Below are 15,463 nucleotides of genomic sequence, written 5' to 3' on the forward strand. Positions count from 1 at the left end.
GGTTTAGAGGTTTTAGGTAATGCTAGGGAAGGGGGTAATACGATGATTGGTGCGCTCGGCGGGAATCGAACCCACGACCCTCGGCTTCGGAGACCGATACTCTATCCAACTGAGCTACGAGCGCAAAAGTGCCTAAAAATAAAGACCGCTTAGTCTAACAAATAAAACTCATAAAGCCAATGAATGAAGCCAGCTATTGATGTTTTTTAAGAAAAAACAGCCTAGTCCGCAAACAGGCATGGCAATCTACCCGTCTTTTCCCTTATAATGTTAGGGAGAATCCATATTTATAATCACCGATTACAAGTGCGCTCACATGCGGGATGGCTGTTTGCTATTGATAACGGTTTGTTGTCAAAGGAAGACAGACAGAATGTCTAAGTCTTGCTGACCCTTGTATATGTAATAAGAGAACGTGACGAATGAGAAAAGTAGTTATGTTATCGGCAGCTGCCATTCTAGGAATCGCTAGTATCGCTGTGAGCCAAGCTGAAAGTGCTGTAGATACACCCGTTACTATATCTGCTGTCGCAGAAGGCAAAGAAGTTGTCGAAAATGCCCCTCAAAAGCTAGGTGATGAGCCTCAGGCGGCTGCAGATACAACGGATGGCGCTGCTCCTGCTGATGCAACGGCGCAATCAGGTGCGATAGCAACAGATGCACCAGCCGAGGCAACTGTGGCAGCCGCACCAGCTGCTGCTGAAGAACCAATTCCACAGGATACGCCTCAAGTACAAAAGCTAATTGCGTTATATCCCAATCTGATTGCTCGTATTCAGCCTATCGGTAAAGTATGTTTTGAAGAAGATGAAGTTTGTGACGTGACGGCTCGTTCTGCTGGTCCAGCTGCAGGCGATGGTCCTCGTGATGGTAAAGCAGTATATGGTGCCGTATGTCAGACTTGTCATACGGCAGGATTGCTTGGCTCACCTATTCTGGGTGATGCTGGGGCTTGGGGACCTCGTATAGCAAAAGGTAAAGATACCCTATATACTCATGCTATCAATGGTTTCAATGCTATGCCTGCCAAAGGCGGTGCAGATATTTCTGATGAAGAAGTGCAAAATGCCGTTGATTATATGGTTGATGAAGCCAGCTAGTTTTTATTGCTAAGGTGCTTTAATCTCGCATTTTAAAAGCCAATAAATAAAAAGCACCTATCTCATAGTGAGGTAGGTGCTTTTTTATGTATGATTGATAGGACTAATATCGTACTTATGACATAGCAACGTTGAAATAGCCTCCTATTAGCCTCACATTAATACACGACAGCAACTATTATAAAAATTAGTATGCCCATTTCTCAAAATATTTTATAGATTAATCATTCATAAAGAGGTATTCATGTCTGAAGTACCAGCACTATCGATTCAGAATTTATCCAAAACTTATGCCAACGGGTTTTCGGCATTAAAAGATGTCAGTCTTACGGTTCCGCAAGGGGGCTTCTTTGCGTTATTGGGACCAAATGGTGCTGGTAAGTCAACGATGATTGGCATCATCAGCTCGCTCTTTAAGCCAACAGCGGGTAGTGTTCATATCTTTGGTACTGATCTATTGGCTGATCCTTCAAAAGCCAAGCAATTTTTGGGCGTAGTACCGCAAGAGTTTAACTTTAATCAGTTCGAAAAAGTTGAAGACATTCTCATTACTCAAGCAGGCTATTTTGGCATTGCAGCAAAAGAAGCAAAACCACGTGCAGAGAAGTTGCTTAAAGCCTTAGGGCTTTGGGACAAACGTGACAGCAAATCGCGTGAGCTCTCAGGTGGTATGAAGCGTCGGTTGATGATTGCACGGGCGCTCATACATAAGCCACGTCTATTGATATTAGATGAACCCACTGCTGGGGTAGATATTGAGCTACGCCGCTCAATGTGGGAGTTTATGGAGCAGATTAATATTGAAGAAAACACCACCATTATTCTAACCACCCATTATCTTGAAGAAGCTGAACAGCTGTGTAAGCGTATCGCGATTTTGGATCACGGTGAGATTCGTATCAATACTGAAATGAAAGACTTGCTTGCGCAGCTATCGGTTGAGACCTTTGTCTTTGATGTGGCGACTCCGTTAACACATCGAATAGTATTAGCTGGTGTGACGGATGTCATGCAGCCAGATGATTTGACGATTGAGGTAACATTGACAGAAGGTGAGTCGTTAAATGGTGTCTTTACTCAATTGTCTGAGCAAGGTATTACGGTCGCGAGTATGCGTAATAAAGCCAACCGTTTAGAAGAGCTGTTTATGCGTCTGGTAGATAAAAGCCTCCATGAGCCTTTAAGCTCGTAGCCCTTTGGCATCAGATGACCTTGATAGTTGGGCGTTATAACGAATTTTTATGAATAACAAGACCGTATTAAGAAGTCTTCATTCAACATGTATATTAAATAGAATAATCAGATAGGCAATTCTGTTTGCACTAGAGACTATTTGTTCTAGCAAGCATAGGCGCTTAGGAGAGATACCGCATGAACTTTGCACAACGCTGGATTGCATTTCGAACTATTTTGGTCAAAGAAGTGCGCCGGATTTTACGTATTTGGCCACAGACTTTATTGCCGCCAGTCATCACCATGAGTCTGTATTTTGTCATCTTTGGTAAAATGATTGGACCACGTGTAGGTGAGATGGGCGGTGTGCCATATATGCAGTTTATTGTGCCTGGTTTGATTATGATGGCAATCATCACTAACAGCTATTCTAATGTGGTCTCAAGCTTTTTTAGTGCCAAATTTACTGCCAGTATCGAGGAGCTCTTGGTCTCGCCCGTATCAAAACATGCTATTTTGATGGGCTATATCAGCGGTGGTATCTTTCGCGGATTAGCGATTGGTATCATTGTCTCGATCGTGGCGCTGTTCTTTACTGATCTTGGTATTGAGCATTTATTTGTGACGATATTTACCGTCCTTGGCACTTCTATTCTGTTTTCATTGGGCGGCTTTATTAATGCTGTTTTTGCCCGCTCTTTTGATGATATCTCCATCATTCCAAGTTTTGTATTAACGCCGCTGACATATCTTGGCGGGGTGTTTTACTCGATGGAAAACTTATCACCATTTTGGCAAAATATCTCATTATTGAACCCAATCGTCTATATGGTCAACTCATTCCGTTATGGGATTTTGGGCTATTCTGATGTCAATGTCTGGTATTCGATGGGCGCTATTTTTGCCTTCTGTGCGATATTTTATATCATTGCCTATCGACTATTGAATGACGGTTCGCGCGTACGTTTGTAGGAAGAACAAGGTTTATATAAATCTTTCATTCCGTTCGAGCACTTGAACCGGTTAATAATCAAACCAAAAATGTTAAATGCTATTTAATTTTAATCATTACTATTAGGAAATACCAATGAGTATCCACGGTATCTTGGGTGAACAAACCACTGATTATCCAACTGAGTATAGTCCAGAGACGTTATATCCGATTGCTCGTAGTATGGGGCGAGAGGTCATTGGTTGGCAGGATGATAAGCTAGAGATAGGTATCGATTGGTGGCAGGCATTTGAGCTGTCATGGTTAAATGAGCAAGGTATATCGCAGGTCGCGATAGCACGCTTTGGTATTCCGGCAATTTCGCCATTTATTGTCGAATCAAAGTCATTGAAACTTTATCTAAATAGTATCAACTTTACTGAGTTTGGCAGTTGGGTAGAAGTACAAACGCTAATTGCCAAAGATTTGTCGAAATGCGTACAAGCTGAAGTTAACGTTGAATTGTTTGACTTAGAAGATGAGCATTCAGGGCTATTGATCGCTCAGCCTAATGGCATTTGTATTGATGATGCACTAGCGGCCAGTACTGAGAAAGTAGCATTAACGCTGCATCCTGATGCGTTGTTATTAGAACGTGATTCAAGAGATTCTCAAATAGAAGATGGCAAGAAGTTTAGCTTTTATTCTAATCTATTACGTAGTAATTGTCCGGTCACCAATCAGCCAGATTGGGGTACATTGGCGGTGTCAATTACGAGTAACAAAGTAGTGAATCAAGCCAATATGCTGCGTTATATATTAAGTTTCCGTCAGCACAATGGCTTTCATGAGCAGTGTGTTGAGCAGATATTTGCTGATTTGAGTCAATACTATGAGCCAAGTGAGCTGATGGTTCGAGCTTGGTATACGCGCCGCGGTGGTATTGATATCAATCCTTGTCGGGTGAGCGATATTGCATTATTGCCTGTACCTAGCCGTTTGATTCGTCAGTAATATCAGTAATACAAATGTGGTAAGCGGTTTTAAATGAATTTCTCAGCATAAAAAAGCGCCTAACTCATTTAATGAGATAGGCGCTTTTTTATGGTGCTGATTTTATCTTTATATTATTTACCGCTGACTTTGGCCAATAGTTCATCACGGCTAAGTAGTTGCTTCTCACTATCACGGCGATTGACGTATTCGTACTTGTCTTCTGCCAAGTTGCGATCAGATACCACGATACGATGCGGAATCCCAATCAGCTCAAGGTCAGCAAACTTCACGCCTGGGCGTTCATTACGGTCATCAAGCAATACATTGATACCAAGGGCTTTTAGCTCCTCATATAATGCCACTGCCGTTTCCATGACCGTTTCTTCTTTTGATTTCATTGGCACGATAGCGACTTCAAAAGGTGCTAAAGAATCACTAACCTCTGGTGTTGATGGCCACATAATGCCGTTTTCATCGTTGTTTTGCTCAATAGCAGCAGCGATAATACGGCTGACACCAATACCGTAACAACCCATCATAAGCGTCACTGGCTTACCATTTTCGCCTGAAACGGTACAGTTCATCGCTTGTGAGTATTTATCACCCAACTGAAAGATATGACCGACTTCGATACCACGTTTGATCTGTAGCGTACCTTTACCATCAGGAGAAGGATCGCCTTCGTGGACATTGCGAATATCAACAATACGAGTGATATGCGCGTCACGCTCCCAGTTCATACCAGTCGTGTGTTTATTGATCTCATTGGCGCCAGAGACAAAGTCAGACAGCGCTGCTGCTGCACGATCTACAAAGACTGGCATATCAAGCTCAACGCCGATATAGCCTTTATGTAGACCCGCTGCTTTTAGCTCTTCTTCTGTTGCCATGGTTAAAGGAACATTGACTTCTTCGATTTTTTCGGCTTTTATGGTGTTTAGCGTATGGTCACCGCGTAATACCATAGCGATAAGCTGTGGCTCACCTTCTGGGGTATGACCTTGCACAATCAATGTTTTGACGGTTATAGCAAGCGGAACGTTTAAGTGCTCAGCAACGGCTTCACAGGTTGGCATATTGACGGTATCAACATTTTCGCGAGCCATTGTCGCAGGCTGGCGTTCCGCCATACTCACGGCTTCTGCAAGCTCGACGTTGGCAGCATATTCAGACGAATCAGAGAAAGCAATATCATCTTCGCCGCTATCTGCTAAGACGTGAAACTCGTGAGAGGCAAAGCCACCGATTGAGCCAGTGTCGGCTTGTACCGCACGGAAATCAAGACCTAAGCGCGTGAATATGCGTGTATAAGCGTCATACATCTCATCATACGTCTTTGCCAGTGATGCTTGGTCAACATGGAACGAATAAGCATCTTTCATAGTAAATTCGCGTGCGCGCATCACACCAAAGCGTGGACGAATCTCATCACGGAACTTATTTTGAATTTGAAAGAAGGTAATCGGTAACTGCTTATAACTGCGCAGCTCGCCTTGAGCAAGATTGGTAATGACTTCTTCGTGAGTCGGTCCCAATACAAAATCGCGGTCATGACGGTCTTTAAAACGTAATAGCTCAGGACCATAGTCATTAAAACGCCCGGTCAGCTGCCAAAGCTCAGCAGGCTGAGTCATCGGCATCAGCACTTCCTGAGCGCCGATATTTTGCATCTCTTCGCGAACGATACGCTCGACTTTTTGCAATACGCGCAAACCCATTGGCAACCAGATATATAATCCAGAAGCGATTTTGCGAATCAGACCGGCTCTAACCATTAATTGGCTTGAAGCGATATCTGCATCACTAGGTGTTTCTTTTAGCGTGGCAAATAAAAATTGACTGGCTTTCATAAATAAAGCGGAACCTTATCAACGATAAAATAAATAAGAAATAGTAGGATATTGAGCGTGTGGTTTGATAGCCGACGCAAGATTACCTGTTATTACTTGGTAATAGTGTAGGACATGCCCTAGCTAGAAAGTACTACAACAGACAGTACGCTAGTAAGCAGTGCGTTCGTAAACAGCATTTAAAAAAGGATATAACATATTATTTTGTATAAAATATCAGACTTCATCGAGTGCTGTCTTTAGCATAAAGCTCGAAAAATATCTGTATACCGATATTTTAAGCATACAATCTGACTATGTTAGGTAAAGTTCGCCTAAGACGCAATGACTTTTTGTTTTTTCAGAGCGAAGGTTGCTTAAAGGATGAAATTACACGATTACAACTCGATTATCTACCAGTTCTAAATGTATTTATAGCAAATGAATAAGTGGTTTTTTGGAAAGGGCATTATTGCTAATTATGTAGAGTATTAGTAGTCATTACTTGAAGTTACTGCTTAAAAATAGCATTTATCATTTAAAACGTCATTTCCTATATCATTATAAAAATAATCGATAAAACTCTAAAGGTGCTTATATGAACAGTCCTGATAATCGACCTTCAATCAATAATAGTACGACTCATTCAAAAGCGAGAAAATCTATCGCCATGATGTCGTGGATCGTATTGGTTGCTGGTCTCGCAGCCATCGTTTTCGCTATCTATACTGTGCAGAATATTACCAAAAAAGAGCCCATAGAAACCATCACTCGCGAGGGTGTGGTGACACAAATTCAGAAGTTAAATCGTTTGGAGACGGTAGCGTTCAGCGTTGATACGGTGATTACTAGTCAGCGTTCAGGCAGTTGGATGAAGCTATGGCAAGATGAGCAAAAGGCGCTATTTATTGCTCGTGGTCGCGTAGAGGCAGGCATTGACTTGAGCGCATTGACACCTGAGATGGTACAAGTAATACAGCCTACCGAGTCGGAAGTAAATGATGCTGAAAACGCTGATATTAATGCTCCCGTTTCTATTATGCCAAAAATTAATATTACGCTGCCGCCATCAGAGATATTTTCAGTCTATCTAGATGATATCGAGATTTATGATTGGCAAACCGGTGCTTTTGGGATGATGCAAGTCGATCCAAAAATCCTAAAACAAGCACAAAGCATGGCAAAAGCTGAGGTGCTTGAACGTGCTTGCCGTGGTGATGTCATGACAATGGCACTAGATAACGCGCAAACTCAGTTACAGCAGTTATTTGCATTAACTGGCGCCGTAGTGACGGTCACCACGCAAGGCGCTGGTTCATGTCAGTTGCCTTCAGTCGCTTCAGCATCGGTAACTGCTACGGTTAACAAATAATCAAACCAATTGTCAGCCGATGATGGCTGTATAGTCGGCGAAAAGTAATATCGATACATCAAGTACTGCTGATATTAATTTTTCTTGCTTGCTGTGCCGTTGCTGCCAGAGGCTGCAAAAAATTTATACCAGCAGCACTGTAGCGTTTTTGAGATATTTTAACTATAGATATTACCCTTTTTTAAATTCAGCAATCGCTAATTGTCGTGCCAGTTTATGCTCAACGATTGGCACAAGATAATCAATGTCTGCAAAGGTGCCGTTTTTACTCAGTGCCTTGCGCATTTTGTCTTCGCTATGCAAAATGCTGGTAGGAATCGATTTTAACTCATGTATCCAAGTCTTAATAAATATCCCATCAGGGTCATGGCTTTTAGCTTGGCTAAAAGGATTCATAATACGAAAATAGGGCGCAGAATCTGTACCTGTTGATGCGCTCCACTGCCAGCCGCCATTATTGGACGCGAAGTCACCGTCTATCAGCTGCTGCATAAAGTAACGTTCACCCCAGCGCCAATCAATCAATAAATCTTTGGTCAAAAACATCGCGGTAACCATGCGCAAGCGATTGTGCATAAAGCCTGTGGTATTTAAGCAGCGCATCGCTGCATCGACTAATGGCACACCCGTTTTGCCCTCACGCCATGCTGCAAAAGCATCTTCATTATATGACCAGTTGATTTTCTTATCAGTCTCATATTTATAAGCCTGATGGCGGATAAGCTCAGGCTTATAGTCTAAAACATGGCGATAAAAATCTCGCCAAGCCAGCTCACTTATCCAGCGGTTGATGTCGTTATTGTCACCGCTGTCAAAGTTGTCACCATCAGTTCCATGTAATTCCCCTAGTGCCTGAGTAGCTTGTAAGTAGCACAGCCTAGGACTGATTGTTCCAATAGTAAGGTAAGCGGATAGCTGACTGGTCGCGTGTAAGCTTGGCACATCGCGGCTTACATCATAGTTATTGATATCATTTACGATAAATTGGTCTAATCGATGACAAGCAGCAACTTCGCCAGCAGGATAGTCAAGGCGAGCCTGGCTAATTTGCTTGTCCGTATCTATATTTTGATAGGATTCATGAGTTTGTAGATATTCTTGATAGTCGTGGACAGTTTTTTTACACAATGCTTCTATATCTTGAGTAGTATTGGCACTTATTTCTGATAATGTTAAATTAACTTGTTCATTACCTCTGACAGCAAGTGCTGTATGCATTTGCATGCCACTAACCTCTAAGGTATGCCGCCATTTTTTATAAAATGGGGTAAACACTTGATACATGCTATCGTCATTGGTAGTGATACTTTTCGGTGGTAAGATACATTGGTCATGCCAGCGGATAAACTCAATATCAGTCTCGAGGAGCTTTTTGGTTAATTGCTCATCACGCGCAACCTCATTACCTTCGTACTCATGATTTGCCATGACGCAGCTGATATTATTTGACTCACATAATGTGCTCAATACCGTCATACAATCAGTAAAACTAGGGCAGATTTGCACGGTTAAAATGATGTTCAACTGATGCAGTTTTTGTGCGAGGATAGGGAGTGTTCGCGCGATATGATCAAGCTGTGTAAGCGACATATCATGTGTCTGCCACTGCTTAGGGGTAAGAAAAAACACCGCGCTGAGCTGAGCATTGTCTTTGTTTGCACGCTCACAAATGGCAGCCAAAGCAGTATTGTCATGAACGCGTAGATCACGGCGAAACCACATGAGATAATGCAACTGATGACTATCCTCGACATTGTTGTATGAATTATTTTTTATCGCTACCGCCTTTTTAGACATTCCTCTATTCCTATATTAATCAATCGCAATCATAAACAAAACTATGAATAAAAGTATGCTAGGATAAGTTTTTGGATGCAATTGATTTGCTCCTTTATTAACAAATCATCATATTCAGTCTTTCGCAAGGTCACCTCATGCACGTTAAGTTTTGTGGATTTACTCAACTTGATGATATTAAAGCTGCTGTTAAGTTCAATGCAGACGCAATTGGCTTGGTATTTTATCCGCCAAGTCCTCGTGCGGTTACAATCGAGCAGGCACAAATATTGAGTGCTGCAGTACCGGCTTTTATCAGTGTGGTGGCTTTGGTTGTCAATATGCCTGAAGATGAGCTTATTGAACTGGCAAATAATGTCTCTTTTGATATTATTCAATTTCACGGCGATGAAACGCCTGAGCAGTGCCGTCAGCTAGCAAATCTCGTCAATAAACGTTGGATTAAAGCATTGCGTGTCAATACTGAACAAGATGCGCTTGAGAGTGTGAAGATGCAAATCGATAGTTTTGCCGCAGCAGGCGCGAGCAGCATTTTACTAGATGCCTACCATCAGCATAAGTATGGCGGTACAGGCGCACGCTTTGACTGGAGTCTGATACCGAATGACAGCTCACTGCCGATTATCCTAGCCGGTGGACTTGATGCCAATAATGTCGCTGCCACTTTAGATTTGCCTATTTATGCAGTCGATGTCAGCGGTGGGATTGAGTCTGATAAAGGCAAAAAAGACGTTGGCAAAATGTATGCCTTTATGAAATCAGTCAAACGCGACCGATGGCAAAACGAGACGCTTAGCGAACCTTCGAATATAAATAGTTAGCTTTACTGCTGTCAAATTGCCAAAGCAAACTATGTAAACAGTTTTCCCTATAGTTATTCCAAAAAACAGCTATCCTAAAAAATACCACTTATTACAGTAGGAATTACCATGAGTCATGTCGCTAACAAAGATGTATCTGCCACCGCACACGCTATTAATAGCTTTACCAATCCAGAAAGCGTGCAAGATTTTAACCAGTATCCTGATGCGCGAGGACATTTTGGCGTCCACGGCGGACGCTTTGTCTCTGAAACCTTGATGGCAGCGTTAGAAGAGCTAGAAACGTTATATAACACAGTCAAAAAAGACCCTGCATTTTGGGAAGAATATCACAATGATTTGGTCAACTATGTTGGACGCCCCACGCCTCTTTATCATGCCAAGCGCCTAAGTGATGAGATCGGTGGCGCGCAAATTTACTTCAAACGTGAAGATTTAAACCATACTGGCGCGCACAAGGTGAATAACACCATTGGACAAGCACTGCTTGCCAAGATGTGTGGTAAAAAACGTATCATTGCTGAAACCGGCGCAGGTCAGCATGGCGTAGCGACAGCCACGATTGCCGCGCGTTTAGGGCTTGAGTGTATCGTTTACATGGGCGCGGATGATGTTGAGCGTCAAAAGATGAACGTTTATCGTATGCGCCTACTGGGTGCGACGGTGGTGCCAGTGACTTCTGGCTCACGCACCCTCAAAGACGCGATGAATGAAGCCATGCGCGACTGGGTCACCAATGTCGACACCACCTATTACATCATCGGTACGGTTGCAGGTCCGCATCCTTATCCGCTATTAGTACGTGATTTCCAAGCGATTATCGGTAAAGAAGCGCGTATCCAGCATCTGCAAAAAACCGGCAAATTGCCTGATGCGCTGGTCGCTTGTGTCGGTGGCGGCTCAAATGCGATTGGTCTGTTCTTTGACTTCTTAAATGATACAGAAGTGAAAATGTATGGCGTTGAAGCCACCGGTGACGGTATTGAAACCGGTCGTCATTCTGCGCCACTGGCTGCTGGTCGTATTGGCGTATTGCATGGTAACCGTACGTATCTCATGGCTGATGATGAAGGTCAAATCCAAGAAACCCATTCTATCTCAGCAGGTCTTGATTACCCCGGTGTTGGTCCTGAGCATAGCTTTTTAAAAGATATGCATCGCGTTGAATATGTTGGTTGTACCGATAAAGAGTCGTTAGAAGGCTTCCATGAAGTCACGCGTAAGGAAGGTATTATCCCTGCGCTCGAGTCTGCTCATGCGGTTGCTTATGCATTAAAACTTGCTAAGACTATGACGCCAGATCAAACCATCATCGTCAATATGTCAGGTCGCGGTGATAAAGATTTGCATTCTGTCATGAAGGCAGAAGGGATTGAGTTGTAATAGCTACTTTTTAGTAGCAACTGGATTATCCCTTGGAAGAAAAATTACTGATTTGACCCGTTATTATTAAATAAAGGGTCAAATGAGCCAGTTTATAATAATTAAGAGACCACTATGACCCGCATTGAAACTACCTTTGAAACCCTAAAAGCACAAAATAAAAAAGCACTCATTCCTTATGTGATGGCAGGCGATCCTAACCCTAGTAACTTTGTTGACTTGTTACATGACTTAGTCAAACACGGCGCAGATATGATCGAAGTCGGCTTGCCGTTTTCTGATCCCATGGCGGACGGTCCAACTGTTGCGTTAGCAGGCGAGCGAGCCTTAGCAGCGGGTACGAGCACTCGTGATGCGTTAAAGATGGTCAAAGAGTTCCGTCTGCAAGACACGCAGACGCCAATTATCCTGATGGGTTACCTCAATCCAGTAGAGATTATCGGTTATGATAACTTTGTTGCGCTATGCGAGCAGTCAGGCGTCGATGGTATCTTGATGGTTGATTTGCCGCCAAGCGAGGCGGGGAGTTTTACTCAGCATTTGGCTGAGCACGCGATGAATGAGATTTTCTTATTATCACCAACTACGCTGGCTGAACGTCGTCAGCAAGTATTGACCCATTGTGGTGGTTATATCTACTATGTGTCACTCAAAGGTGTGACAGGCTCAGCAACGCTAGATACTGACGATGTTGCAAAGCAAGTACAAGCCATTAAAGCAGAGACAGATTTGCCAGTATGTGTGGGCTTTGGTATTCGTGATGCAACTTCTGCCAAAGCCATCGGTGCTCATGCCGATGGTATTATCGTTGGTAGTGCATTAGTACAGAATTTTGCTGATATTGATGCCAATGATATCACTGCGGTCGCGGCCGCTCAGCAGAAAATTATGGCAAAAATGGACGAGTTACGTGGTGCACTCGATAGTTTATAAGCGCTCGCTCAAACAGTTGGACAAGTTATCGTCACAGTATTTATGAGAGTATTTATAACAATGTTTATAAAGACAGGGTTAAATGACTTTGCTAAAGTTAGTTTACGTGTGTAAACTAACATCACATATAAATTGTTACAGGTTCAGGTAAGCATGTTTTATAACTGCTCAGGTTATAAGGCGATGTGACGCATGAGCTGATTCTTAAAAATGGACTCTTAGGGACAAGCGAATAAGCCAGTTTGTCGATAAGCCTTTGATAATGGCGAATAATATGACTGATACGATAATGAAACCTGATATGACGACTCCAAGCCATACTGAAAAAAGCAACGTTGAGCCAAACGGTAACACTGCTGGGCAATCGTGGTTTAATCGCCCGATACCAGGCATTAAGCAGCAATTAACAGCGCAATTGACCGCTGTAGAGACAGAACCTTCTACAAAATGTAGCAACTGTCACTCTATAATCACCAATACAGCGCTGATTTTTAACTGTTATGTGTGCCCGCATTGTGACCATCATCTACCGATGAGTGCTCGTGAGCGCTTAAATTGGCTACTCGATCAGGTAGAAGGTGAGCTTGGGCAAGAGTTTACCGCCAAAGATCCGCTAAAGTTTGTAGACAGTAAGCCATATCCAAATCGTATGGCGGAAGCACAAGACAAAACAGGCGAGTCTGAAGCCTTGATAGTGTTGTATGGTAAGCTGCGCAATCTTGATGTGGTGACTTGTGCCTTTGATTTTCGCTTTATGGGCGGCTCGATGGGTTCTGTCGTTGGTGACCGTTTTGTGCAAGCTGCTGAAAAGGCCCTTGAGGATAAAGTGCCTTTGGTCTGCTTTGCCGCCTCTGGCGGAGCGCGTATGCAAGAAGGGTTGTTGTCTCTGATGCAGATGGCTCGAACAGCGGCAGCAATCGAGCGTCTGCGATTAGCTGGTGTGCCGTATATCGTGGTATTGACCAATCCTGTTTATGGCGGGGTGACGGCATCACTTGCTATGCTAGGTGATATTCATTTGGCAGAACCAAAAGCTATGATTGGCTTTGCAGGCAAGCGTGTGATTGAGCAAACGGTTCGTGAGACGCTAGAAGAACCGTTCCAGCGTGCCGAGTTTTTATTAGAGCATGGTGTGGTCGATGAAGTGGTGCACCGTCATCAAATGATTGATACCATTTACCGTTTGCTGGCAAAATTAAGTCATCTGCCTAATGTTGATGCTTAGTACTTTAGCACTTTAGTGCGCTTAACTGATTGATGAATAAGAACATTAGCAATAGCGTTCTGCTGGGATAAATTTTCCGCGCTTGCTGTGCGCTTTTTACCCCAGAGGCTTTGTAAAATTTATCCCAGTAGCCCTGTCAGTAGCATCGTGTTTTTTAAATTGGATAGACTAAGTAAAAATTACGAATAGCATTTATCGTTAATAACGGTAAATGCTATTTTTGCTTTTTGGTCAGGTAGTTATATACTGTCTTTATTTTCTTAATGAATAATTTCTGATCCTCTATTTTTTATTCGAAAAATTCTATATAGGTTCTGCTCATGTCTGACTCTCTACTTTCTACCCCTAATACGCCCCCTGAGCACTCTAGCTTAACCGAATGGCTCGATTATATGCAGCAAATTCATGTCTCAGCGATAGATATGGGGCTGTCACGAGTACTACCAGTTGCTGAGGCATTGGGAGTCGTACAATTAGCCAAAGACGATGCCTATGTATTTACGGTTGCAGGTACTAATGGCAAAGGCTCGACGACTGCGGTCATCGCGCAGATGTGCCAAGACGCAGGATATAAAACTGCATTATATCAATCGCCACACTTGAGCGTCTTTAACGAGCGGGTACGGATCGATGGTGAGATGGTCAGCGATGAAACTCTGATTGCTGCCTTTAGCAAGGTAGAAGCAGCACGGTTGCAATGTGATTTGACATTGTCATTTTTTGAGATGACAACACTGGCAGCATTGTTGATATTCGCGGAAGCGGATTGCGATGTTTGGGTGTTAGAAGTAGGACTGGGTGGTCGCCTAGATGTGGTCAATATCATCGACCCTGATATGGCGGTGATTACCAATATTGCCATCGATCATGTCGATTGGTTGGGTGATAATGTGGAAGCCATTGGTGCGGAAAAAGCAGGTATTTTACGTGATGGGATTAGCGTCATTTACGGTGCTACAGAGATGCCAAATAGCGTACAGCGAGCGATAAATAAGCATCAGGCGACTTGTTATCAAGTCAGTAGAGACTTCAGCTATTGTGAAAATGATTCGACTACGTGGCAATATAGTAATGCCGCTGTCACTCTACAATTGCCTCGACCCGCACTGTCATTGACCAATACTGCCAATGCTCTGTCAGCAGTACTTGCAAGTCCCTTAGACGTCGATATCAATGCTATAAAACAAGCGCTAAAAACAGTTAAGCTTGCTGGTCGCTTCGATTATCGTAAAGTTCATGATCGTCATTGGCTGTTTGATGTGGCGCATAATGATCAAGGCGTTGAGTTTTTATTGGCACAGTTAGATCCGCTTTGGCAGCAGCATTTAACACAGCAACGTACATCTGAACAAATTAATCAAACTTCAGGTGAACCTGCTACCATTAAAATGTTGTTTTCTATGCTAGGTGATAAAGATATTAATAAAGTGGTGCAGCGTTTGATGACAGCAGGCTTGCCAATCAGTGATTGGTTCATTGCTGAAATTGATCATCCACGTGCTGCCACCACGGAGCATTTGCAAGGTATCTTAGCGAGCTATGTCGATGATTTTCAGATACATGAGTTTGCGCGTTTGCAAGAAGCCACTCATGCGATTATAAATGCCAGTCAGCCACAAGATTTAATCGTAGTCTGTGGCTCTTTTCATACGATTGGAGCGGCATTGTCTACACTTGAAACGCGATAATTTACGCTAAAACATTGACTGTTTGATGTTAGTCTTAGTAATAGCGTGGTGGCAGACAGCATGGAAAATATGCTTTATAATCAAAGTGATTAAAACCTGTGCATTAGTATTAAAACGGATGGAAGCAACTGGCGCTAATGGCTTGCTGATTTAAGCTATCTATAATAATCTTTAAAACAATAACCGCGCCGCCCAATCAACCTTATTACCAACTA

The 15,463-nt window shown here is 43.0% G+C and carries 12 protein-coding genes and 1 tRNA gene; 10 read left to right on the top strand and 3 right to left on the bottom strand.

Annotated features, from left to right (window positions below; genetic code table 11):
• Positions 1–47: 47 nt before the first annotated feature.
• Positions 48–124, bottom strand: a tRNA-Arg gene (locus AC0J5Y_RS02485).
• 298 nt (positions 125–422) lie between these two features.
• Here AC0J5Y_RS02485 and AC0J5Y_RS02490 point away from each other — a divergent pair.
• From AC0J5Y_RS02490 to queF, 4 genes are all read left to right on the top strand, one after another.
• On the top strand, positions 423–1,100 hold the full coding sequence (locus AC0J5Y_RS02490; protein ID WP_475131389.1) for a c-type cytochrome: 678 nt from the start codon (positions 423–425) through the stop codon (positions 1,098–1,100).
• Positions 1,101–1,344: 244 nt separating this feature from the next.
• Positions 1,345–2,292 carry an ABC transporter ATP-binding protein gene (locus AC0J5Y_RS02495; protein ID WP_475131390.1) on the top strand — a complete coding sequence of 316 codons (948 nt, stop codon included), beginning with the start codon at positions 1,345–1,347 and terminating at the stop codon, positions 2,290–2,292.
• Between the two features lie 179 nt (positions 2,293–2,471).
• Entirely contained in the window at positions 2,472–3,245 is a 774-nt protein-coding gene (locus AC0J5Y_RS02500) for an ABC transporter permease (RefSeq protein WP_475131391.1), read from the top strand.
• Positions 3,246–3,360: 115 nt separating this feature from the next.
• The gene (queF, locus tag AC0J5Y_RS02505; protein WP_475131392.1) at positions 3,361–4,218 is read left to right on the top strand and encodes an NADPH-dependent 7-cyano-7-deazaguanine reductase QueF; all 858 of its coding nucleotides are present in this window, start codon (positions 3,361–3,363) and stop codon (positions 4,216–4,218) included.
• Between the two features lie 113 nt (positions 4,219–4,331).
• Here queF and AC0J5Y_RS02510 read toward each other — a convergent pair whose 3' ends face one another.
• Complete coding sequence (locus AC0J5Y_RS02510; protein WP_475131393.1) at positions 4,332–6,050, bottom strand: proline--tRNA ligase; 1,719 nt, start codon at positions 6,048–6,050, stop codon at positions 4,332–4,334.
• Between the two features lie 577 nt (positions 6,051–6,627).
• On the opposite strand from AC0J5Y_RS02510, the gene AC0J5Y_RS02515 reads away from it, so the two are divergent.
• Entirely contained in the window at positions 6,628–7,401 is a 774-nt protein-coding gene (locus tag AC0J5Y_RS02515; protein ID WP_475131394.1) for a DUF4230 domain-containing protein, read from the top strand.
• A 171-nt stretch (positions 7,402–7,572) separates the two neighbouring features.
• Here the strand turns inward: AC0J5Y_RS02515 and AC0J5Y_RS02520 are convergent, their stop codons facing one another.
• Entirely contained in the window at positions 7,573–9,198 is a 1,626-nt protein-coding gene (locus AC0J5Y_RS02520; protein ID WP_475131395.1) for a cryptochrome/photolyase family protein, read from the bottom strand.
• 137 nt (positions 9,199–9,335) lie between these two features.
• On the opposite strand from AC0J5Y_RS02520, the gene AC0J5Y_RS02525 reads away from it, so the two are divergent.
• The 5 genes from AC0J5Y_RS02525 to AC0J5Y_RS02545 all read left to right on the top strand — a co-directional run bounded on the left by AC0J5Y_RS02525 (position 9,336) and on the right by AC0J5Y_RS02545 (position 15,248).
• Positions 9,336–10,019, top strand: a complete 684-nt coding sequence (locus AC0J5Y_RS02525) for a phosphoribosylanthranilate isomerase (RefSeq protein WP_475131396.1) — start codon at positions 9,336–9,338, stop codon at positions 10,017–10,019.
• 180 nt (positions 10,020–10,199) lie between these two features.
• Positions 10,200–11,402 carry a tryptophan synthase subunit beta gene (gene trpB, locus AC0J5Y_RS02530; protein WP_475132060.1) on the top strand — a complete coding sequence of 401 codons (1,203 nt, stop codon included), beginning with the start codon at positions 10,200–10,202 and terminating at the stop codon, positions 11,400–11,402.
• Positions 11,403–11,516: 114 nt separating this feature from the next.
• Complete coding sequence (trpA, locus tag AC0J5Y_RS02535; protein ID WP_475131397.1) at positions 11,517–12,335, top strand: tryptophan synthase subunit alpha; 819 nt, start codon at positions 11,517–11,519, stop codon at positions 12,333–12,335.
• Between the two features lie 262 nt (positions 12,336–12,597).
• On the top strand, positions 12,598–13,560 hold the full coding sequence (gene accD / locus AC0J5Y_RS02540; RefSeq protein ID WP_475131398.1) for an acetyl-CoA carboxylase, carboxyltransferase subunit beta: 963 nt from the start codon (positions 12,598–12,600) through the stop codon (positions 13,558–13,560).
• A gap of 320 nt (positions 13,561–13,880) precedes the next feature.
• Entirely contained in the window at positions 13,881–15,248 is a 1,368-nt protein-coding gene (locus tag AC0J5Y_RS02545) for a bifunctional folylpolyglutamate synthase/dihydrofolate synthase (RefSeq protein ID WP_475131399.1), read from the top strand.
• Positions 15,249–15,463: the final 215 nt, after the last annotated feature.

Source organism: Psychrobacter sp. TS_SC_6 (genome assembly GCF_056156305.1).

Coding starts and splice junctions, on each gene's coding strand:
- AC0J5Y_RS02490 (WP_475131389.1), top strand. CDS start 423: ATGAGAAAAGTAGTTATGTTATCGGCAGCTGCCATTCTAGGAATCGCT.
- AC0J5Y_RS02495 (WP_475131390.1), top strand. CDS start 1,345: ATGTCTGAAGTACCAGCACTATCGATTCAGAATTTATCCAAAACTTAT.
- AC0J5Y_RS02500 (WP_475131391.1), top strand. CDS start 2,472: ATGAACTTTGCACAACGCTGGATTGCATTTCGAACTATTTTGGTCAAA.
- queF (WP_475131392.1), top strand. CDS start 3,361: ATGAGTATCCACGGTATCTTGGGTGAACAAACCACTGATTATCCAACT.
- AC0J5Y_RS02510 (WP_475131393.1), bottom strand. CDS start 6,050: ATGAAAGCCAGTCAATTTTTATTTGCCACGCTAAAAGAAACACCTAGT.
- AC0J5Y_RS02515 (WP_475131394.1), top strand. CDS start 6,628: ATGAACAGTCCTGATAATCGACCTTCAATCAATAATAGTACGACTCAT.
- AC0J5Y_RS02520 (WP_475131395.1), bottom strand. CDS start 9,198: ATGTCTAAAAAGGCGGTAGCGATAAAAAATAATTCATACAACAATGTC.
- AC0J5Y_RS02525 (WP_475131396.1), top strand. CDS start 9,336: ATGCACGTTAAGTTTTGTGGATTTACTCAACTTGATGATATTAAAGCT.
- trpA (WP_475131397.1), top strand. CDS start 11,517: ATGACCCGCATTGAAACTACCTTTGAAACCCTAAAAGCACAAAATAAA.
- accD (WP_475131398.1), top strand. CDS start 12,598: ATGGCGAATAATATGACTGATACGATAATGAAACCTGATATGACGACT.
- AC0J5Y_RS02545 (WP_475131399.1), top strand. CDS start 13,881: ATGTCTGACTCTCTACTTTCTACCCCTAATACGCCCCCTGAGCACTCT.